This is a genomic window from Granulicatella sp. HMSC31F03 (assembly GCF_001807725.1).
In the GTDB taxonomy this organism is placed as follows: domain Bacteria; phylum Bacillota; class Bacilli; order Lactobacillales; family Aerococcaceae; genus Granulicatella; species Granulicatella adiacens.
This window is the reverse complement of sequence record NZ_KV790870.1, coordinates 44,445-64,282: the sequence shown is the minus strand read 5'-3', so window position 1 is coordinate 64,282 and position 19,838 is coordinate 44,445. Positions and strand designations below refer to the sequence as shown.

The window sequence follows — 19,838 nt, the reverse complement described above, 5'->3', positions numbered from 1 at the left end:
CACGTTTACAGATATAGTCAAACTGATTTTCTATCGTTGTTTGAAAAGAAGATGGTTTCATGTTTCTCACCTCCTTTCTTTTGAAAGGAAGTGAGCCTTGCTCTTTTATCTCCTTTCACTCTTAGTCCCAACGTGAAAGGGGAATTTGTTGCATTATCGATTAAAAAAATTGAATATATGCTCTAAACAACCAAAAAAGCACATAAACAGATTGATTTATCTGTTTACATGCTTTAATTGTTCTTTCTATATGATTTGTAAAACCACATTGAACGACGTATTTATCTATCGCTGGCTCATAATTTTTTTTGATAAATATTCAATGTAGGGAACTTGATTGTATATGATATACTTCATGGCGACTTAAACCTCCAACGAACCGCCATTTGGAAGTAATCAATAGTTTTCACCAGCACAAAATAGCACTACCAAATAACGATTTTTTTTATTGGTGTTTAGTAGTGCTTATTATGAAATGCATCAAACACGAACTCATAAACAATATAATGCGTTTTTCTATACCTGTTTCTAATTTAATAGGAACAGTAAAATGTATAGAGGTGGTTTATTATGCGTAAAAAAGAAGATAAATATGATTTTAGAGCCTTTGGTTTAGCCATTAAAGAAGCTCGATTGAAACGAGGTTTAACTCGTGAACAAGTGGGAGCATTGATTGAAATTGACCCACGGTACTTAACCAATATTGAAAATAAGGGACAACACCCCAGCATACAAGTTCTTTACGACCTTGTATCATTACTTGATGTCTCCGTTGATGAGTTTTTCTTACCACGTAATGATCTGGTGAAATGCACCAGATCATTACGTGGTAAGAAAAACTATTGGATAACTTCACTGATAAAGAACTGTCATTGATTGAAGCTTTAGCCAATGGTATCAAGGAAGTTAGAAGTATTAAAGACTAAGCATAATGAGAATACATAACAGAAAGAGCCGATAAGATGAGATTGATTAAACCTCAAATTATCGGCTCTACGTCTTTGCGTCTGGCTCTTTGATTACTGTTATTTTGAAAGAATCCACACTTATTAAAGTTTCTTGTTTGCATTTAGGGCAGTATAGCGGAAAGTTCTGAACTAGGGTATCTTTCCGTATCTTTACTCTTGTTTTAGATTTACAAATTGGACATAATAATCAATATTTAACCCCATGATTATCACTCATTTCAATTTAGTTTGCTTTAGTAACTGTTTCTTTGCCATCTACCAAAATTACTTCATTATTACTAATTGGTTTTAATATCAATTCAGATGAATAATCTTCAAAAATCTTGTGTGCTATTTTCATAAAAGGCTGATTGGTATAATGAGGTAACACATGAAAATCAACAAAGCCAAAACCTTTAATATCGATTAAGTCAGGTGCTTTTTCTGGGCTATCCATCGACTTAATATACTCTATACTTGGAGCAGTTATAACCGCTCCCGCAGATTCTCCAATATATAGTTTTCCTGAATTAACTTCATTGATAATTAACTTATCTGCACCTGTTCTTATCATTTCCTGAAGTAAGAAAAATGTATTGCCCCCAGTAACATAGATAATATCATTATTGGTTATTTTTGATTCTATTTCTTCGGCAGTTGCTGTAGACAACTCTAATTCATCAACAATTAATCCAAGTTCCTCAAGTGCCTTTTTGCCTGATTCAACAAAAAATGCTACTTGCTCAACGATACTTGCAGTAGGTATAAAAGTTACCTTTTTGCCTACAAGATTTTTCTCGAATTCTGGAAGTAAGGTCACCACATCTTCGAAAGATGATGATAAGAAAAGTTTTTTGCTCATTTTGATTTCCTCCTGTATTTTTGATATATCTATAGTATACTATATAAAGATGTCATTTCATGACACCTTTATTAGCGAAAGGAGTTATCTTATGAATAAATCAGAACGTCTTCATGATATGATGATATATCTAAACAATAGGAATTATTTTAATTTAAGTGATTTAATGGAGAAGTATAATATTTCAAAAAGCACTGCACTAAGAGATATTCAATCTCTGGAAAATATCGGTATGCCAATATTTTCTGAACATGGTAGATACGGAAGATATGGCGTTCTACAAAACCGTTTATTATCCCCGATTATCTTTACTCTTGATGAAATGTACGCTATTTATTTTTCAATGCTAACTTTAAGGGAGTATCAATCAACCCCTTTTGACTTAGATTTACAGAAATTGAAGCAGAAATTTGAATGCTGTATTTCTAAAGAACATCAGCTAAATTTAGATACAATGGAAAGTGTCTTTAGTTTTGTTTCTTCAAAACAGGTAAATGAATGCCCACTCTTAAAGGATATTTTATATTCTGCCATAAACAATTCAGTAAACGATATTACTTATAAAAGGTTAAACACGAATCATTCATATACAGTTCAATTTCTGAATATTTCTACATCATTTGGTCAATGGTACGTTACTGCTTATAATCATGATAGCGAGAAACTCCAAGTATTTCGTTGCGATAAAATACTGTCATTAGCAAGTAACGAAAATAGGTTTCCTATTGATTCTGAAATACTACAATCTCTCACTGAACAGCAATTTAAGGAAAAGGACGCAACTGATTTTGAGGTATCAATAACAGATAAAGGTGTTGATATATTCATAAAGGAAAATTACCCCTCAATGAAATTAGTCTATACTGCTGGAACTCCGATGATTAAAGGCTACTATAATAAAAAGGAGGAAAATTTCATTTCAAATTACTTTCTGTCTTATGGAAAAGAAGCCATATCTATCAAACCAACTAAACTAAAGAATCTAATTGTAGAAAAAATGAAAGATAATCTATCTTATCTTAATAATATATAGTTTCAAAAAACAGCGTATAGATCACAGAAATATGTGTGGGCTATACGCTATTTTCATTTTACTTTATAATTTTCCAGTTACTACTGCTCTTTTCAAGTGTTAAATTGAATTGAGATACTTGTGTCGCTTTTGTCTGCTGGTCAAGATATTTTACTGACAGCGAAACCGTCACTTGATTATCCTTTCGATTGTAAATCGGATTGACCAGCTCTTGAAAGATATAGTCTTTGCCAATAGTTTTCAAAATACCCTCATTCACATAATAAGATAATTCACTCATGGTTGAAGTAGGATAGAGCTTAAAAAATGTTGTCAAGAACTCATTGATTTCATCTGATACTGTACCGTCTTCATTTTGGATTCTTACTTCACGACGGAGTGCAGAGAACTTTAATTCCCCGAATGTAGGGTCTTTTTCTAAAACAATGCCATTGGCTAATCTCATAATTTTTCCTCTCTTTCTATTCCTTAATCATATCGTCAGCTTCTAAGACGTAGTTGGTAAAGCCACGAGTGCCGATTTTATAGCCCTCGGCAGTAATACGCGGATTGATGAGTTTTACACGTTCTTCAAAGCTAAAATGTTTTTCGCCAGCTTCAGCGGGAAGTACCACCACAATATCATCTGCACGTTGTACATCTGATTAGAGGTTATAGCTTCTTGACAAGATGGCAAGCTGTCCGTTGATTCTTCGCTGTAGGATTTTATCCTCACCAGCAAATTCTAAATTTCCGAATGTTTTTTCCATGTTGGGAATCACAAATTTAAGTTCCATATTGTTTCCTATCCTTTCTTATGGTTGAATGAATCTCATTTGTTTGATGGTTTTTCACGGTGGTGAGCGACCTTTGTTTTCTTGTTTTTCTATTTTCGTAGTACCACGTCCTTTCAAAAATTGGTAAAAAAATAGACGCTCCTTTTAATCAGAACGTCTAAGCATATTTAGATTTATTTGTTTTTGAGTAATAATTAATTTCAATTGTTATTTTGCTGGGCTATTTTCTCTTGAATAATGGTTTTAAATTCAAGTAATTCTGCAGATTTAACATAATAGCCTAGATTAGTCATTACTGATGTTCTGCTGACTACTTTTTGTTGTGTAGGTATATCAATGACTGATACCTCACCGTTTGCATTCATTGTTGGACCCGCATAAAGAATACCTAAAAAAATTAACCTGCTATTCCCAAAATACGTGTTACCTTTTTTATCAGAGTAACTACTTTCATTTAAAATATAAATTGGGGACCCAGATGACCCTGGAAATGCAGAAATGTCTGCTAAAGCTATCCCTTTTTTGTTAAAATCATAAGCAGGGTGTGACGCTGTATATCCTTTTCTAAAAATAGGATAATTATTCTTACTGTCCCATAATCCTATTGGATATCCAATCATTACAATTTCTTCTAAAGCACTCAATTCCATTAATTTCTCTAGACTAGGAATCAAGCTTTCCTCGCTAGCTAAATAAAACACTTCTTTTCCTGTTCGCTTTTTTACTTCCTCAAATATTGGATTTATAAATGTGAAACACAAATCTTTTTCAGAATGAAAAAACCATTCTGTCTGTAATGTAAGTGCATAGTTTTCTTTAGTTTCATCATCTTCTTCTCTTAAATGTAGAAGAAACTTTACTGTTTCCGTTCTATTATAGTTTACAACATGTTTGTTGGTAATAAGAACAGGAATCGTAAGCTCTCCTTGCTTAAAGTTAAAAAAGAATCCTGTTCCAGAAGAGCCATCAAGAGTTTCTATTCTCACAGTATTAAACATTAATTTTTCTGCCAAACTAATCGGTTTCATATTAACCCTCCTAAATGTAAATAAGTTTCCTATAAACGTAGCCTGCCTATTTCCTTGTATCTCCACACTCCATATCAATCACTACAGAAACATTGATGTAGTCTTTTATCTCCTTATTTCTTATTTTATCGCCTTGTCCTGTAAAGACGATATGCTTAAAAAAGTGCTTGAAATAAAGGATTTCTACGTATCTGCTCGTTGTAGCAACACAATAGTCTCCACATGCGCAGTCATCGGGAACATATCCACGGGTTGCACATACTGTGCCTTGTAGCCTCGTTCCTTGAAGTGTACAAGGTCGCGAGCGAGGGTTGCTGGGTTACAGCTGACATACACGATGCGTTCAGGACCTGTTGCACACGCTGCTTCGATAAAGGCAAGGTCGAGCCCTTTGCGCGGTGGATCCACCACAATCACATCTGGCTGGATGCCTTCTTCCTTCCAGCGTGGCATGATTTTCTCAGCCGCACCCGTTTCAAAGTGCACATTCGTCACACCGTTGAGTTTCTCATTTTCCTTAGCCATTACAATCGCATCATCCACGATTTCCATGGCATAGACTTTCTTCGCATCGCGGGCAAAAGCCAAGCTCATTGTCCCGATTCCGCAATACGCATCCACGACCGTCTCGCCGCCCTTCAAATCCGCAGCGTCGATGGCTTGTTGATAGAGCACTTCGGTTTGCACGGTATTGACTTGGAAGAACGAACGCGCGCTAATCTTAAACGTGAATTCGAACAATTTCTCTTCGTACACATCTTCCCCGAACAACACCTTCGACTCACGTCCCATGATGACGTTCGTTGGCTTGGGTTGGATGTTTTGCACGATAGACACTACTTCCGGATGTGCTGCTGTAATGTCTCTTACAATCGCCTCCGCTTGTGGCAACCCCTTTGTTCTCGTCACGAAAATAATCATTACTTGTTTCGTACGTAGACCTCGTCGAACGATAATATGCTTCAATTCACCCGTATTGTTGGCCTCATCATACGCCACCACTGGATACTTTCTTAAAATATCACGCACGGCCACAATTAAGCGGTCGATTTCAGGGTCTTGAATATGGAAGTCTTCAATCGGAATCAAATCATGCGAGTTCTTCTTGAAGAAGCCCGTCGTCAACTGACCCTCTACTGTACGCACTGGAATTTGCGCCTTGTTTCGGTAGCCCAGCGCACTCTCCATCCCAAGAGTTGGACGTACTTCTAATTCTGGCATCTTCGCGATTTTCGTCATCACATTTTTCACTTGTTGCTCTTTAAAGGCCAGCTGGCTCTCGTAGGTCATATGTTGCAGTGGCATCGTCCCCACACGTGTTCCGAGGGCGTCTTTTACCTCCACACGGTTCGGGCTCACTTCCAGCCACTCCTCCACACGCGCGTAGCCATAACTTTTTCCAATCTTCATCGTCTTCACACATACGACTTCTCCAGGGATACTATTCTCGATAAATAGCGGGAATCCATCGACCTTCCCAACCCCGAGTCCCTCATGCGTTAAATCCTCGATCGTTACTGTATAAAATTCGTTTTTCTTCATTTCTGTTCCTCCAGAGTTTATCACATTTATTATACCGTCTTTTAGTGGAAATAAAAAGGCAATCCCCCATACAAAAAAGCTACTCTAACCATGTCAGAGCAGCTTCACTATTACCATAGAATTCCTTTGTAAGAGAGTGTAATCGCCATCGCCAGAAGCAGGTAAAACCCGATAAACATCCATTTCATTTTCACACAAAGAGCCACATACTCCCGAATGAACGCAGAAGGAATATAATAGCTCGCCGTTGTACAGCCAAGCCCATCCCCTTGCATACCAATCATTTTAGCGTAGGTACTGGTTCGAAAAACATGATAGTCATTCGTTACAAATAAGAATCGTGGGTTTTTGAGGAATGTTTCCCCTAATCGTTTTGAGAATAATAAATTTTCATAGGTCGTTCTCGACTCTTCTTCAAGCAATACGGACTCTCTTGGAACATCCGTTTCTTCCAGTAAGTAATTCAAAATCGCCTGCGCTTCTGAAACCTTCTCATCGGCTCCTTTCCCGCCACTTGCGATCAGTTTGATATTTGGATTTTTTGATTTTTTAAAAGCCTCGACCGCTTTATCAATCCGACGTTTTAAAAGCGGCGTTACTCGTTCTCCGTCTAATAATCCAGCACCGTGAATAATGATGAAATCATACTGTTTTCTCTTTGGAATAAACACATACAAAATCGAGTAAAATAGGAATCCAAAAAAGGCAAATCCAAAAATAACATAGGAGTAGATAAAAAAGATCAAGAATATATTCAGCCAGTGATTTTCATAAAAATACTGATTATTGAGCGCACGAATAATGATCACGCCAAAGAATAGTAAAATCAAAAAGCCCATTCCAAGCGATAAGAAATTCGACTTAGATTTTCCTTCCCGTTTTAGAAGAACGATTCCATTATAAATAAAGAAAAAGCCACTCAGGAAGATTACAAAGGGCACGCCTAAAAATCCGATGATTAACACCAGCAGATGTCCTGCCTCGCTTCCAGATTGATATACCGCCTGAACTACTGATAAATATCCAAAAAACACCGCAATAATAAGGAGTGCTGGGTTCCATAAACTGCGATTATCTCTCCACATGGAAGCAATCAGAGCCACCAATACTACTCCAGTAATAAGATAGATTGCCATTTTCATTCCTCCAATTCTACTCTTGTATTATAACAAACTCCCAAGAGAAACGATAATCTTACAAGAAATGAAGCGACAAACTACCTGCCTTAGAATTTTTGAGGTTTCAACTGAATATCCACCTCATATCCGTTTTTGTAAGCTAATTCGATGAGTGTCGAAAGATTTGGATTTTTCTTTCCACTCTCTAACCGTGAAAGATTCGTTCGTTCAATACCAACTTTCTTTGCATATTCCTCCCTGGATAAATTACTTTCCAAACGGAGTTTAATGATACGAAGGGAAGCCCTATGTCTTGCTAGTTCTTTTGCCAAATCCTCCTTAAAGTTCGGATAGCGGGATGCTATAATCGCGAACGACTCTTCTCTTAAGGAACACACTGCCATTCACTCCTTTCGTAATATCTTCTACTTCAAAGGTCAAATACATAACCCCTTCTTTTTCATCATAATCTCCCCATTTTTCAATCATCTCTGGAGTGACTCCTTCCTCTTCAATCAGTTGCATCATCGCAGCAGTCTTAACCAGTCTCCCATACCGCATTTTCAACAATTCTTTATAATGTTTTTTTGTAAATTCACATTTATACCGCATAAATCCACCTCCATTTTTATCGATTGTATCATTTTTAATATGTATCAAAAATGATACATATTGCTTTTTTTAGATACTTTCTTGCTCCAAAAAGCCTATCATTCTCATGTTTTTTATGTTTAAACAGCAACAAAAAAAGTTGCTTTTCCACAATTGTAGAAAAGCAACTTTGTCATTAATAGTGAAGAATCGATAGGATTTTATCTTTTATACTCGCTTCGTCTAGACCGTATTCTTGGAGAAGGAAATCCACCTTCCCGACTTGTCCAAATCGTTCTTGAATTCCCATTCTAAAAACCGGGGTATTCAAATCTGTTGAGAAGAGTTCACAGAGCGCACTTCCGATTCCACCGATTTGATTATGATTTTCAACACTGAGAATTGGTAGCCCTCGATATAAAGCCAGCAATTCTTCTGGTAATGGCTTCACTCTAAATAAATCGACCACTCCAATATCCAGGCCTTGCTTGGAGAGTTCATTAGCTATTCGCAAACAAGACGCTACCATTATGCCAGTTGCGATAATGATTAAATCCTCTCCAGATTTCAATTCTACAAATCCTTTAGAAAAGTCCTCTTCGCGAGTATAGATGGCTTCAGGTGCTTTTCGAATGGTTCGAACATATTTAAGTCCTTTCAGATTCAAGGTCTGCCTCAATACCGCATGAAGTTGAATATCATCACTCACTTCGAAGATTGTCGCTCCAGGAATCAACCTGGTTAGTCCAATTTCTTCAAATGGCATATGTGTGCCGCCGTTCATTTCCGCGGTTACTCCAGCATCTGAACCAATTACTGTCGCATCCAGTTGTGCATATCCTAGCGATAAAAACAACTGGTCGAAAACGCGTCTAGTGGCAAACGGTCCAAAGGTGTGCAAGTATGGCTTGAACCCTAAAATCGATAGTCCTGCAGCAACTCCTACCATTTCAGCTTCCATAATCCCCACATTGATATATCTCTTTCCGAGAATTTCTCCAAGCTTATGCGTCGCCATGGAGCTCGATAAATCGGCCTCTAAAACGACAAGCTCTTGATGCTCTCGATTCGCTTCAAGAAGGAAGTCACGATAAACTAAGCGTAATTCTTTTGTCTCTCTCATCATGAACCAACCTCCAATTCTTCTCTCAATTGTTCAACCGTTTGATTCAACATTTCCTTTTGTTCAGGTGTTGGGCGAAGATGGTGGTTCGCTTCAATCTGTTCCACTCCTTTGACACCTTGTCCTTTCACTGTATCGAGTACAATGCACTTAGGAGATGGGAGAGTGGACTGTTTTAATTGTTCAATCGCTTCAAAAATCGCTTCAACATCCTGACCGTCTACTCTGAGTGTTTCAAAGCCGAACGCTTTAAATTTTTCCACGAAATCAAGCGGGTTACAAATATCCGCCGTTCTGCCATCTAACTGTTTCTTATTATCATCTACAAAGACGATAAAATGATTCAACTGATGGTGAGAGGCAAATTGGATGGCTTCCCAACATTGTCCTTCGTTTAATTCACCGTCTCCGACAATGGTATAAGTGTAGTAAGGGGCCTCTTTAATCTTCTGCCCATATGCAATCCCTGTCGCAGCGCTAATCCCTTGTCCAAGAGATCCTGTCGTCATATCGATTCCAGGAGTTAAATTACGGTCGGGATGCGAAGGAAGATGAGTCCCATTTTGGTTTAACGATAGTAGAAATTCCTTATCGAAAAATCCTTTCAAATGCAAAGTACTATATAAAGCAGGTCCTGCATGACCTTTAGAGAGCACAAAGTAGTCTCTATCTTTCTTCGCAAACTCTTCAGGGGTCATCGGCATCACTTCTTTATAGAGGACCGCTAACACTTCCACAACCGATAAGCTTCCTCCATAATGCCCAAACCCTAAATGATTCAGGCATTCTAACGTGTTCATCCGAATTTCCTTGGCAAATCGAATCAGTTCATTTCGTCTACTCTCGCTTAAGGCCATCTTTATTCCCCCTTAGTCGCTGGTTTCTTTACAAAAGAAATACCAACCATGACTACTAAGATTAGTAGAATACCGATGATAATGCCTCCTTGTGACCCAAATTGGTTTAAGACTCCTAGTACAATACCAGAAAGTCCGAAGTCGGCATCTGAGAAGGTTGACCCCTCAAATCCAAGTCCGCCTAATACTGGCATTAGGAATACTGGTAAGAAACTAATTAATACGCCTTGGAAGAAGGCCCCGATGGTTGCTCCACGAACCCCACCAGAAGCATTTCCGATAACTCCGGCAGTCGCACCACAGAAGAAGTGAGGAACTACCCCTGGAAGAATAACAACCGTTCCTGTAAGAATCATGATGACCATACTTGCCAATCCACCTGCAAAACTTGAAATGAATCCAATTAATACAGCGTTTGGAGCATATGGATAAACGATTGGGCAGTCAAGGGCTGGTTTTGAATCTGGTACCAGACGTTCAGAAATTCCTTTGAACGCTGGAACGATTTCACCAAGAATGAGACGAACCCCTGCTAAGATGACAAAGACCCCTGCAGCAAATTGCCCTGCTAATTGTAAGGCATATACAAGGCTGCTTGTTCCATTGCTTAATTCTTGTTCAATATACGTAGAACCTGCAAAAACGGCTACAATCACATAAATAATCGTCATTGAAATCGTGATACTTACAGTACTATCTCTTAAGAAAGCTAAGCTCTTAGGGAAATGAATATCTTCTGTTGATTTAGATTTATCTCCAAAGATACTTCCTAAAAATCCACTTAACCAATATCCTAGTGCACTAAAGTGTCCTAGAGCTACTTTGTCATTTCCTGTTAACTGCACCATATATTTTTGAACAAAGGCTGGTGAAACACTCATGATGATTCCTAATGCTAATCCTCCAAGTAAAATTAATGGAAGATTCGTAAATCCAGCAACCGATAAGATAACAGCGATCATACACGCCATATAGAGCGTATGGTGACCTGTTAAGAAAATGTATTTAAATCGAGTGAATCGAGCAATCAAAATATTGAAGACCATTCCGGCAAACATAATCATCGCTGTAGAAGAACCATATGTCGTTAAGGCCACAGCAACGATAGCTTCGTTATTTGGAACAACCCCTGATAAATTAAACGCATGTTCAAACATTTTTCCAAATGGATTTAATGAATTTTGAATAATGCCTGCCCCACCGGATACCACTAAGAATCCGACGAATGTTTTAATACCGCCCTTCATAATATCTGGTAAGCTTTTCTTTTGAAGCACTAAACCGATAACGGCAATTAAGGCAACCAATATGGCTGGAGTACTAACGATATCTAAAAGAAATTTCATTTTCATTTCCTCCTTCTAAATAAGGCCTTTTTCTTGGCAAATACTAGTGACTAATTCCTTTAACTCATCCATATCAATGATGCTATTGAGGATTCTGACATCCCCTAAGTGACCAGACGAATCTGCTAAATCTCGTCCGACAATCCAAATATCCGCATCATTAGGATTGGCTCCTCCTAAATCGTAATGTTCCACCTCTACATTTGTAACTCCGAGTTCTTTTAGAACCGATTCAATATTCATTTGAACCATGAAACTTGATCCTAAACCTGAACCACAAGCTGTACCGATTCTTAACATCTTTTACTCCTCCTGTTTAATAATATTTTTGATTTCATCATAGTTTTTGGAAGCTAATAGCTTTTGAACACTCTCATTATCTCTTAAGATGGTCGTCAAATGCGCTAAAGCCTTCAAATGGGTTTCATTATCGACCGCAGCAATGCAGATGAGCAGTCGGATTTCCTGTGTTGGGTCATCCAATAAATACGTAGGCTGTTCCAGCACTAACATGGACATTCCAACTTCATTGACCCCATCATCAGGTCTAGCGTGAGGGATGGCAATTCCTTTCCCTAGATTAATGAACGGGCCAAATTCTTCTACCTTCTGAATCATTGCTTCTGGGTAATGAGCGGTTATCTTTTGTTGCTCTAGTAGCGGAGCTGCCGCAAAACGAATGGCGTCTTTCCAGTCCATTTTTTCTTGGCTATATTGATAGGTTTCCTTCGTTAATAATTCATCTAACAATGGTAGATTCTCCTTTCTCTTAATGTCATGTTTCAAGTATTTCTTCAAGGCAAATCCAAGGCCAGATTCATTCGTCACAACTGCATATTGGCGTACAATGGCAAGCAGTTCTTCTACTGCTCCATCTTGAAAACTCATTTCTGGGAAGTCTTTTTGAACTAGATTCACAAGATGAATATTTTGCTCCTGGGAAGGCATTACCGATACTAAATAATTAGGCTTGGTCGTTTGAACTTTAACCGTGGAGAAAATCATATCGAAGTCCTTCGTTTCTTTCTCATCCAAATCTTCTAGTTTAATATTCCTCACAAATTCAATTTGAGGGAAAAGGAAAGAAAGATGTTCTTTCACTATTAAAGAAGAGCTCACACCATTTGGACAAATAATCACGGCTTTATAGTGTAAAGAAGACTTCGGATGGTCTTCCTTCAAATAGCCACCAAAATGAGCCACAAAGTAAGCGGTCTCACTTTCAGGGATAGCTGTCCCAATATCCTCTTCGAGTGGCGATAGGGATGCTTTCACCAACTCGAATAAGTCTGGATAATTCTCTTTAATCGTTTGGGTATAATCGTTTGTACTTGGGATTCCAAATTTCAACCGATAGTAAGCTGGAATGAGGTGTTTCTTCAAGTTCTCTTTTAGAGTCCTTTTCTGTTGGAACTGCAGAAGTGAGACTTCTTCCATTTTCTGGATAATTTTATCCGTCAATTCATTAAAGTACTCAAAGTTTGAATCGACTTCTCCTTCAAAACAGCTAGAAAGCAAAATCGCCACATATTGTCGGTCGTTGATTGTAAATGAACGGTCGATAATTCCTAAATCGCGAATCGTTTCTAATAAGATTTTCGATAAGACTTCTATCGCTGGAGAAACTAGCGTCTTAGAAAACACGACAGGATCTACATTTCTTTGGTAGCGACATAGCACAAAGACCACATCATAAATACATTCTTTTAATTGGTCTGCAATCGGCGTTAATTGGAGATGATTATAATAATCTTTTACAATTTGCTCAATGACTTCATAGCGAACATTATGCGCCCAACTAGTCAGTACATAATCCAATCCCCATAGCCCAATCGGGGAATTTAAGAGTTCCCCCACCATCTTGAAGGCCAGTTGATGCTTCTTCCATTCCTCGCCGATTAAGGTATAGCCTTTAGCACGGCTATAGCCTAGTTCTAGTTCGTTTTTCGTCATTAGTTTTCTCAGCGACTGAATATCAGACAATGTTGTATTTTTGCTCACCTTTAGGAAGTCTTGGTAGTGACTGTTGGAAATATATTCCATCCTGCAAAACGTATAAAGATAAATCAAGGCTAATCTTGTTTCCTTTGGCAAGACCAATTCTTTCGACTGAACAATATCCGTCAGTTGTTGATCATTCTTCTCTAAAAAATATTTTCCTTTTGCGCATCTAAGGTCTATATTTTTCTTCTCCAAATAAGCGTGTAAATAATCAATCGCCTCTTTGACCTCTTTTATAGAGAATCCTACTTTTACTGAAAGTTCATACAATGATAATTCTTGATAGTCCATCAAGGTCATAAATAGGACAAGCGCTTTTAAATCAATCATTATGTCTCCTTTCTATCCTCATTATAAAATAGAAAAAATCAGAAATGTACATCGATTCGGCCCAATTTCAATGGCGTTCATTCGCTAATTCATTGTGCCGTTTCTTTTAACATACCATCTATTCATGTAAACTTTTGGAAAAAATAGCTAATTCACTCTGAAAAATCATGAAATGCAAAAAGAGCAGCTTTGCTTTATGAAGCAAAACCACTCTTTTTGAAGTTGTTTGTTTTAATTTTGGGCTTTTGGTTTTAATAAGAAGAAGTTTAACACAATGAGCACCGCTATCCACGCGATTGGAACGAGCATGCTTTGGAAATTCAACGTGAATTCTTTGTCTAAGAAGAAATCGATGAAGTTCCCCATGAATGTGTAATGAGCCACTTTTGAAATAGACTCATTAAATTGAGAGAACATCGGTAGAAATGCAACAGCCATCATCGGAATGACTCCATTCACTTGCGCTTTTGCTTGAGTATCAGTTACAGCCCCCACCAATAAATTCACTAAGATAACACAGATAGCAACGCTTGTCATCACTACTCCATATTCCACTAGATGATTTGAAAGGTTCACATTTAAAATAAGCGGGAAGCTCACAATCGTAATGCAGCCAAGGAGAACTGGATAGAATAAAATAGAGATTAAATACTCCACTGAGTGAATTCCACTAAGGAATAAAGTTTTCAAATTCTTTTTCTCTTTTTCTTCCGCCAACATAATTGTAATCATGGTTCCCATCGATATACTAAACGCGAGCGGTAACATAATAAACAAAATTTGAAGAGATTTACTTGGGTCATGATCTGGGTTTAAAAATCTGTCATAAAGGACGAGTAACGCATATGGGAAAATAATTTGGAACAGCATTGCTCCATTGCTTAAAATCATTTGAGTACGTAGCCAAATTAAGGCGCTAATTCTTCTAATCATTTAATTTCTCTCCTGTCAATTGAATAAAGATTTCTTCAAGGGTTGGTTCCATCGAGTGCATCATTTCCACTGTTGTTAAGTCTTGCTCTTTTAACGCTTCAAAAGGTACTACTTTTTCAGTATGGTCTTTAAACGTTACTTTCACTCGTTTTTCTTTATTGTATTTTTGAATAATATCACGTGGGGTTCCAATTTCTACTAAATCTCCTTGGTTAAGCAAGGAAATGCGGTCACACATCTCGGTTGCTTCCACCATGTCATGCGTTGTAAGGAAAATCGTTGTTCCACTTTCCTTCAGCTCGTTTAATAATCGGTGAATTTTTTGAGAGGTCATTGGATCTAAACCACTCGTTGGTTCATCTAAAAAGAGTAATTCTGGTTTGTTGAGAAGCGCTCTTGCTAGAAACATTCTTTGGCGCATCCCTGTAGAAAGTTTTTCTGCAATCACCTTTTTACTATCCAGAAGTCCTACTTGTTCTAATACTTCATCGACTCGGCTATTTGGAAGTCCATATATTTTTGCATAAACGATGAGGTTTTTCTCGAGGGAAAGTTTTTCATAATATCCACTCGAATCGCCGACTAAACCGATATGCGCTAAATCTTCTGGCGCTAAGTTCTTCGTTTCTTTTCCAAGGAGTTCCGTCGTTCCTTCATCAGCTTTCAATTGCCCTGTTAGAATATTAATGAGAGTTGTCTTCCCGGCTCCACTTGGTCCTAAGAAGCCAAAAATTTCTCCTTTATCGACATTGAATTCAATTTGGTTTAATGCTGTCTTGTTTCCAAAACGTTTGCTAATTTGATGTACTTTAATCATGGTCTGCCTCCGTGCTTGTTCTTGATGATTTAACTTTATCAAAAACCAAGGTCACTCTGTAGGCCCTTCAGTCACGAAGTACCATGACTAAAGTCACGATAAAAAATGTCGACAGAATTTGACAACTTCTATCAAAGAAATAGGAAAATATCCGTTTCTTTCAGATATTTTCGGAACCCTTTTCATTATTGTTATAAAAGCAATTTGCGCCCTTTACTTTCCAACGGATTACGACTATAATGCAGGTAGAGAAAGGGGGTAACGATTATGAACGTACCTACACTAGAATCACAACGTATCACTCTTAGGCCCTTTCACGAAACTGACATGGAGATTATCAAGTCTTTGCTAAACGATCCTTTAGCAACATCTAACCTTCCATGGGTATCTGCACCGTCTCACTTAAATGCAGAGAACTTTTATACACGACTAATCGCGAATTCTCCGTACTTTTTTATCATTGAAATGAAGAATTACGACCTTCCAATTGGCTTTATGAAAGTCTCCACAGAGCAAAACAATCTAATGGATTTCGCATTATTGCAAGAATACTGGCAACGTGATGTTTTGATTGAAGCTTTTCAATTAATCCAGCCGTACCTTGTTCAACAAGGAGTTCCGAACCTCTTAATCCAAATCGCAAGTGACCATAAAGACTCTTGTGATTTTGCCAAACGTACTGATTTTTTATATGAATACTCGTATACAATTGAAGATGGAAGCACGGTCCGTCTTTATCAGAAGATTCTTAATCCTGAAAAAGCTAGATTTAGTCCAGATATGTGGAAAGAATATTCCGAACACTTTATCGAAGCCATTTAGATGAAAAAGCACCGACTGGAATCCCAGTCGGTGTTTTTTTCGTTAATTTATTTTCGAAAGAATTTCCAATATGCTGAATAGGGAATAATTGTCGCAAATAGTAGAAAAAATTTGTTAACATACATATCTGCATTGCCTCTAAAATCAAAATGAATAGGTATTGAATCTGGTAAAAACAAGCAAATAATATAAATAACTATTACCATAAAAACAAGCACAAGTATATCTTTCACTGCTCTATTTTTCATTTTTTATCCCCCTTTTAAATAAAATTGGATTGACTCATTTTGCGATACATCATCAAACTCATCACTACTAACCCCATCGATATGATTGGCAGAACATAAATCATTTGAAGATGGAATATCCAATTGAGGAATATTGGAATCATTAAAGAAATGAACCCCACAAGTGCCGTTACAATAACAGGTAGGCTCTGTTTTACAATGATCATTTCGTTATCCCAGTCATAATTTGGATATTTTTTATTAAAAAATATTCCCACTATTGTTATAAAAACAGAATAGCATACAGGTACAAAAACAAGATTAAAGAATTGCATCCTATCCATCTCCATTTTAAAGAGAAAAGTAAGAATCGAAAGCATGTACCCTATAAAGTGCAGTGTAAGCGTCAAAGCTATCTTCGCATTTAGGATGGTCTTTATCTTTACTGGAGAAGTTTGTAATATCCATATATTTCTACCCTCTAAAGAAATTGATGACGCAGCAGGACAACTAAGTGAAAGCATCGAAGCAATAAAAAGAGGAGCAAAAGTAGCAATATATTCTGTTATATTTTCCACCCCTGAACTCTCTTTAATTTGCTCCACAGAATTGAACAATAAAAAGATGCTAAATGCGCACAATAAAACCACTCCAAGTCCTGCGTTTAAGACCGTCATATACGAGCTAAAAAATCTTCCCATTTCCTTTTGATACAAAGCTAAGAACACGGATTTTTGCTGATAAGAAGTGCTCGAACAGACATATTTTGTCTCCCTTCTAGACAACAAGTGCAGTTGACTAAATTTTTTCGAAACAATTTTTATAAAAGCTACAAAAACCACTATAGAAAGAAAGATAAATACACTCATTCCTACCTCGCTCTGTATTTGCTGAACAAAAAGCTGAGAAAGAGGATATAATTGCATGATTTGTTTTGCAAGAATGATTCCTACGCTACTGCCTTTATCTCCAGAATTCATCGCTATTGCTGCAAAAAAGCCGATACCTCCAATAGCTAAAAATGCGAATAGAATGGACATATACTTTTTGTGTTTAAATCTAGACGAAGTAACCACTATCCCAATCCCCATTATAGAGGCGAGACACATCGGAATGAAAGGAACCATAAACATTGAACAAAAATAGAGAACAATAGGGAAAACAGGTTGTCCCTCGTTTTGTATCCAAATTATTCCACCCGGTAACGTAAAAACTATTCCGATTAAGACATTTAATATGTAGATAAACAAGAATTTGCTAGTAATAATATCTGAATTCTTTATAGGTAAGGATAAAAGTATATCCAAATCTCGACTATCTAATAGAATGCTATTGGAATAGAAGATGGTTAAAAAGAGGATTGAATAACTAGAAACTGATACCATATATGCAGGAATTAATTCTCCCTGACCCATCTGCACTAATGTTTCGGCGGTAAGTAAATTATATACTGCAACAAATAGAAACAAAGTCAGTATTCCAAAAAAAGAGATAGCAATGGACGTTTGTTTTTTACTTCCTCTTTCTTTTATCTCATTAATAGGAATGAGATTATTCATTTGAGCTTTCATTAAAGTCATCATTTTGCTCATAATCTTGTACCTCCATAAAAAATGATTCTAGTGACTGATTCCCTTTAACTTCATTCGTATCCCCGTTACAAATAATCTTTCCATTTTTTATCACAGCAATTTTATTACATAATTTTTCCGCTACATCTAATACGTGAGTAGAAAAGAAGATGGCGCCTCCTTCTGAAACACACTCTTTCATTATTTTTTTTAACTCAAAAGCTGCTTGAGGATCCAATCCGACAAATGGCTCATCTAAAATTAATAATTTTGGTGAATGGACCAATGCAGCAATAATAGCAGTCCTTTGCTTCATCCCATGTGAGTAGGTTGAAATGACTCTAGATAGATTTTGGGTCATATGAAAAACTTCTGCATATTTTTTAATTTTTTCTTCTCTGATTTCTGTTGGAACCTCAAATATATCTGCAATAAAATGGATATATTGAGCACCCGTTAAATGTTCATATAAATCAGGGTTATCTGGAATAAAGGCCATCATTTTTTTGCATGCAATTGGATCTTTCTTAATCGAATGTCCTCCAATCATAATTTCTCCGCCATCAAAGTCATGGATGCCGACTACCGCTTTAATCGTCGTCGTTTTACCTGCACCATTCGCTCCAATAAAGCCGTATATATCTCCTGAGTGAATAGATAAAGAAATACCCTCTACTGCTTTCTTTTCCCCATAACTTTTAGTGAACTTTCGGATTTCTAACATATTAATACCTCCTATTGACAAATTGTCAGTTTTAGTTTTAAATTTTACCGATAGCACAATTTCTTACGCTATCGGCACTATAATTTCAATTTAATCGAATAAATTTTTGGCGTTTAGAGTTCTCTCTAAAAAAATTTTATAGGCACTTAAATAATCGTCCAATGATTCTTTGTCACTATATTTTATACTCATATTATTGGAGACAAACACATAAGCTGTCATCAAAAATTCCGCTGTCTCCAAAGGATATTGAACCAAAAAGGATTGCTCTTCTATCCCTTGTTGAATGATTTTTTCAAAATAGATTGTCAATTTTTTGATGAGTTTATGAGATAATTTATCAATCATATAGCGATTTTCTTCTAAATCAACGGTCTTTTGTAATTCAGTCCCCTCGACGGAAATACGTTCTGAAGAAATAATTGTTGCTTCAATAAATCCTCTCACTTTTTCTATTGCAGATTTATCTTTTGAAAATGTAATCTGATAAATATCTTTCAATAATTTTTCCGAATACTGTTCGACAAGACAATATAAGATATCTTCTTTATTTTTAAAGTGATAGTACAATAACCCTCTTGATATATTGACCTTATCCACAATATCTTGGGTAGTTGTATTTGTATACCCTTTTTCCATAAAGAGCTGCATTGCTGCATTCATAATTTCTAAACGGCGCACTTCCGATTCTTTTGCATCTCTCATATCATCCCTCCTAAGGACATCATAACTCTAAACTGACAAACTGTCAATGTCGGTTGTTTATTTTTTTATACAAGAACAAATCCCAAATGAAATAGATGCCTAAGAAAGTTCTTACGGATTCTATAGGAAACCTTCACAGTGCAAAGGTTTCGTAACGTAACAATAAGTTGAGATTCCTTTATTCTCTTACCAACAAATTCAAAGCATTCACACAAATTAGAGCACAAATAAAATAGATGATTACGGAGTAACTTACGGATTCTATAGTAATGGAAATAACGTGTGTAACCGAAATGAATTAGGGCGTCTGTTGATTTTATCAACATGACGCCCTTTGAAGTTCGGTAGGCAAAGAGACCTTGGCTCTTGCCGGTACAGTTATTTCCATTACTATGAAGATATCCTTAAAAGCGCAATCTATTCCTAGGGCCCTATCCCCTTACCAACAAAATCAAAGCATTCACACAAATTAGAGCACAAATAAA

At 36.9% G+C, this 19,838-nt stretch carries 21 protein-coding genes and 2 pseudogenes; 3 read left to right on the top strand and 20 right to left on the bottom strand.

From position 1 onward, the window contains the following. The first annotated feature begins 570 nt into the window (after nucleotides 1–570). A pseudogene (locus HMPREF3106_RS07710) lies at nucleotides 571–926 on the top strand (helix-turn-helix domain-containing protein). Between the two features lie 67 nt (nucleotides 927–993). Here HMPREF3106_RS07710 and HMPREF3106_RS09360 read toward each other — a convergent pair. Both HMPREF3106_RS09360 and HMPREF3106_RS07705 read right to left on the bottom strand, forming a co-directional pair. Beyond that, nucleotides 994–1,143, bottom strand: coding sequence for a cysteine-rich KTR domain-containing protein (locus HMPREF3106_RS09360; RefSeq protein ID WP_083281642.1), 150 nt, complete (start codon nucleotides 1,141–1,143; stop codon nucleotides 994–996). Between the two features lie 48 nt (nucleotides 1,144–1,191). Beyond that, the gene (locus HMPREF3106_RS07705) at nucleotides 1,192–1,809 is read right to left on the bottom strand and encodes a peptidase E (RefSeq protein WP_070445635.1); all 618 of its coding nucleotides are present in this window, start codon (nucleotides 1,807–1,809) and stop codon (nucleotides 1,192–1,194) included. 91 nt (nucleotides 1,810–1,900) lie between these two features. On the opposite strand from HMPREF3106_RS07705, the gene HMPREF3106_RS07700 reads away from it, so the two are divergent. Beyond that, on the top strand, nucleotides 1,901–2,842 hold the full coding sequence (locus HMPREF3106_RS07700; protein WP_070445633.1) for a helix-turn-helix transcriptional regulator: 942 nt from the start codon (nucleotides 1,901–1,903) through the stop codon (nucleotides 2,840–2,842). Nucleotides 2,843–2,900: 58 nt separating this feature from the next. Here HMPREF3106_RS07700 and HMPREF3106_RS07695 read toward each other — a convergent pair whose 3' ends face one another. The 14 genes and pseudogenes from HMPREF3106_RS07695 to HMPREF3106_RS07630 form a co-directional block, all read right to left on the bottom strand. Continuing rightward, entirely contained in the window at nucleotides 2,901–3,287 is a 387-nt protein-coding gene (locus tag HMPREF3106_RS07695; protein WP_070445630.1) for a conjugal transfer protein, read from the bottom strand. A 16-nt stretch (nucleotides 3,288–3,303) separates the two neighbouring features. After that, a pseudogene (locus HMPREF3106_RS09355) lies at nucleotides 3,304–3,618 on the bottom strand (YdcP family protein). 200 nt (nucleotides 3,619–3,818) lie between these two features. Beyond that, nucleotides 3,819–4,646, bottom strand: coding sequence for a trypsin-like peptidase domain-containing protein (locus HMPREF3106_RS07685; protein ID WP_070445625.1), 828 nt, complete (start codon nucleotides 4,644–4,646; stop codon nucleotides 3,819–3,821). A 183-nt stretch (nucleotides 4,647–4,829) separates the two neighbouring features. Then, entirely contained in the window at nucleotides 4,830–6,188 is a 1,359-nt protein-coding gene (gene rlmD, locus HMPREF3106_RS07680; RefSeq protein ID WP_070445622.1) for a 23S rRNA (uracil(1939)-C(5))-methyltransferase RlmD, read from the bottom strand. 110 nt (nucleotides 6,189–6,298) lie between these two features. Next, nucleotides 6,299–7,318 carry a YdcF family protein gene (locus HMPREF3106_RS07675; protein ID WP_070445852.1) on the bottom strand — a complete coding sequence of 340 codons (1,020 nt, stop codon included), beginning with the start codon at nucleotides 7,316–7,318 and terminating at the stop codon, nucleotides 6,299–6,301. Nucleotides 7,319–7,413: 95 nt separating this feature from the next. Continuing rightward, nucleotides 7,414–7,638, bottom strand: coding sequence for a helix-turn-helix domain-containing protein (locus HMPREF3106_RS07670; RefSeq protein ID WP_168160706.1), 225 nt, complete (start codon nucleotides 7,636–7,638; stop codon nucleotides 7,414–7,416). A 7-nt stretch (nucleotides 7,639–7,645) separates the two neighbouring features. Further along, complete coding sequence (locus HMPREF3106_RS07665; RefSeq protein ID WP_070445618.1) at nucleotides 7,646–7,918, bottom strand: hypothetical protein; 273 nt, start codon at nucleotides 7,916–7,918, stop codon at nucleotides 7,646–7,648. Nucleotides 7,919–8,093: 175 nt separating this feature from the next. Then, nucleotides 8,094–9,023 (bottom strand): transketolase family protein, encoded by a 930-nt coding sequence (locus HMPREF3106_RS07660; protein WP_070445615.1) that lies wholly within the window; start codon nucleotides 9,021–9,023, stop codon nucleotides 8,094–8,096. Next, a complete protein-coding gene (locus HMPREF3106_RS07655; protein WP_070445612.1) occupies nucleotides 9,020–9,877 on the bottom strand; it encodes a transketolase in 858 nt (285 codons plus the stop codon). Before HMPREF3106_RS07655 ends, HMPREF3106_RS07660 begins: the two co-directional genes overlap by 4 nt. 2 nt (nucleotides 9,878–9,879) lie before the next feature. Beyond that, nucleotides 9,880–11,223, bottom strand: a complete 1,344-nt coding sequence (locus tag HMPREF3106_RS07650; RefSeq protein ID WP_070445609.1) for a PTS ascorbate transporter subunit IIC — start codon at nucleotides 11,221–11,223, stop codon at nucleotides 9,880–9,882. 15 nt (nucleotides 11,224–11,238) lie between these two features. Next, on the bottom strand, nucleotides 11,239–11,523 hold the full coding sequence (locus HMPREF3106_RS07645; protein WP_070445606.1) for a PTS sugar transporter subunit IIB: 285 nt from the start codon (nucleotides 11,521–11,523) through the stop codon (nucleotides 11,239–11,241). Nucleotides 11,524–11,526: 3 nt separating this feature from the next. Then, nucleotides 11,527–13,554, bottom strand: coding sequence for a BglG family transcription antiterminator (locus HMPREF3106_RS07640; RefSeq protein WP_070439395.1), 2,028 nt, complete (start codon nucleotides 13,552–13,554; stop codon nucleotides 11,527–11,529). A gap of 231 nt (nucleotides 13,555–13,785) precedes the next feature. Continuing rightward, complete coding sequence (locus tag HMPREF3106_RS07635) at nucleotides 13,786–14,487, bottom strand: ABC transporter permease (RefSeq protein ID WP_070439398.1); 702 nt, start codon at nucleotides 14,485–14,487, stop codon at nucleotides 13,786–13,788. Further along, nucleotides 14,480–15,304: an ABC transporter ATP-binding protein gene (locus tag HMPREF3106_RS07630; protein ID WP_005607705.1), complete on the bottom strand. Its 825-nt coding sequence runs from the start codon at nucleotides 15,302–15,304 to the stop codon at nucleotides 14,480–14,482. The genes HMPREF3106_RS07635 and HMPREF3106_RS07630 overlap by 8 nt, the downstream gene beginning before the upstream one ends. A 267-nt stretch (nucleotides 15,305–15,571) precedes the next feature. On the opposite strand from HMPREF3106_RS07630, the gene HMPREF3106_RS07625 reads away from it, so the two are divergent. Then, nucleotides 15,572–16,126 carry a GNAT family N-acetyltransferase gene (locus tag HMPREF3106_RS07625; RefSeq protein WP_049555072.1) on the top strand — a complete coding sequence of 185 codons (555 nt, stop codon included), beginning with the start codon at nucleotides 15,572–15,574 and terminating at the stop codon, nucleotides 16,124–16,126. 47 nt (nucleotides 16,127–16,173) lie between these two features. Here the strand turns inward: HMPREF3106_RS07625 and HMPREF3106_RS07620 are convergent, their stop codons facing one another. The 4 genes from HMPREF3106_RS07620 to HMPREF3106_RS07605 all read right to left on the bottom strand — a co-directional run bounded on the left by HMPREF3106_RS07620 (nucleotide 16,174) and on the right by HMPREF3106_RS07605 (nucleotide 19,353). After that, nucleotides 16,174–16,374 carry a DUF1648 domain-containing protein gene (locus tag HMPREF3106_RS07620; RefSeq protein ID WP_049555073.1) on the bottom strand — a complete coding sequence of 67 codons (201 nt, stop codon included), beginning with the start codon at nucleotides 16,372–16,374 and terminating at the stop codon, nucleotides 16,174–16,176. 14 nt (nucleotides 16,375–16,388) lie between these two features. Next, on the bottom strand, nucleotides 16,389–17,945 hold the full coding sequence (locus HMPREF3106_RS07615) for a putative ABC transporter permease subunit (RefSeq protein WP_070445600.1): 1,557 nt from the start codon (nucleotides 17,943–17,945) through the stop codon (nucleotides 16,389–16,391). Beyond that, entirely contained in the window at nucleotides 17,905–18,648 is a 744-nt protein-coding gene (locus HMPREF3106_RS07610; RefSeq protein WP_070445596.1) for an ABC transporter ATP-binding protein, read from the bottom strand. The genes HMPREF3106_RS07615 and HMPREF3106_RS07610 overlap by 41 nt, the downstream gene beginning before the upstream one ends. Nucleotides 18,649–18,738: 90 nt before the next feature. Further along, nucleotides 18,739–19,353 (bottom strand): TetR/AcrR family transcriptional regulator, encoded by a 615-nt coding sequence (locus tag HMPREF3106_RS07605; RefSeq protein WP_070439407.1) that lies wholly within the window; start codon nucleotides 19,351–19,353, stop codon nucleotides 18,739–18,741. Between the last annotated feature and the right edge of the window lie 485 nt (nucleotides 19,354–19,838).

Bases quoted from the DNA above. Each gene is read 5' to 3' on its own strand.
- rlmD (WP_070445622.1), bottom strand. From the start codon at position 6,188: ATGAAGAAAAACGAATTTTATACAGTAACGATCGAGGATTTAACGCAT.
- HMPREF3106_RS07705 (WP_070445635.1), bottom strand. From the start codon at position 1,809: ATGAGCAAAAAACTTTTCTTATCATCATCTTTCGAAGATGTGGTGACC.
- HMPREF3106_RS07610 (WP_070445596.1), bottom strand. From the start codon at position 18,648: ATGTTAGAAATCCGAAAGTTCACTAAAAGTTATGGGGAAAAGAAAGCA.
- HMPREF3106_RS07630 (WP_005607705.1), bottom strand. From the start codon at position 15,304: ATGATTAAAGTACATCAAATTAGCAAACGTTTTGGAAACAAGACAGCA.
- HMPREF3106_RS07640 (WP_070439395.1), bottom strand. From the start codon at position 13,554: ATGATTGATTTAAAAGCGCTTGTCCTATTTATGACCTTGATGGACTAT.
- HMPREF3106_RS07645 (WP_070445606.1), bottom strand. From the start codon at position 11,523: ATGTTAAGAATCGGTACAGCTTGTGGTTCAGGTTTAGGATCAAGTTTC.
- HMPREF3106_RS07660 (WP_070445615.1), bottom strand. From the start codon at position 9,023: ATGATGAGAGAGACAAAAGAATTACGCTTAGTTTATCGTGACTTCCTT.
- HMPREF3106_RS07625 (WP_049555072.1), top strand. From the start codon at position 15,572: ATGAACGTACCTACACTAGAATCACAACGTATCACTCTTAGGCCCTTT.
- HMPREF3106_RS07605 (WP_070439407.1), bottom strand. From the start codon at position 19,353: ATGAGAGATGCAAAAGAATCGGAAGTGCGCCGTTTAGAAATTATGAAT.
- HMPREF3106_RS07650 (WP_070445609.1), bottom strand. From the start codon at position 11,223: ATGAAATTTCTTTTAGATATCGTTAGTACTCCAGCCATATTGGTTGCC.
- HMPREF3106_RS07635 (WP_070439398.1), bottom strand. From the start codon at position 14,487: ATGATTAGAAGAATTAGCGCCTTAATTTGGCTACGTACTCAAATGATT.
- HMPREF3106_RS07615 (WP_070445600.1), bottom strand. From the start codon at position 17,945: ATGAGCAAAATGATGACTTTAATGAAAGCTCAAATGAATAATCTCATT.
- HMPREF3106_RS07685 (WP_070445625.1), bottom strand. From the start codon at position 4,646: ATGAAACCGATTAGTTTGGCAGAAAAATTAATGTTTAATACTGTGAGA.
- HMPREF3106_RS07665 (WP_070445618.1), bottom strand. From the start codon at position 7,918: ATGCGGTATAAATGTGAATTTACAAAAAAACATTATAAAGAATTGTTG.
- HMPREF3106_RS07620 (WP_049555073.1), bottom strand. From the start codon at position 16,374: ATGAAAAATAGAGCAGTGAAAGATATACTTGTGCTTGTTTTTATGGTA.
- HMPREF3106_RS07655 (WP_070445612.1), bottom strand. From the start codon at position 9,877: ATGGCCTTAAGCGAGAGTAGACGAAATGAACTGATTCGATTTGCCAAG.
- HMPREF3106_RS07695 (WP_070445630.1), bottom strand. From the start codon at position 3,287: ATGAGATTAGCCAATGGCATTGTTTTAGAAAAAGACCCTACATTCGGG.
- HMPREF3106_RS07700 (WP_070445633.1), top strand. From the start codon at position 1,901: ATGAATAAATCAGAACGTCTTCATGATATGATGATATATCTAAACAAT.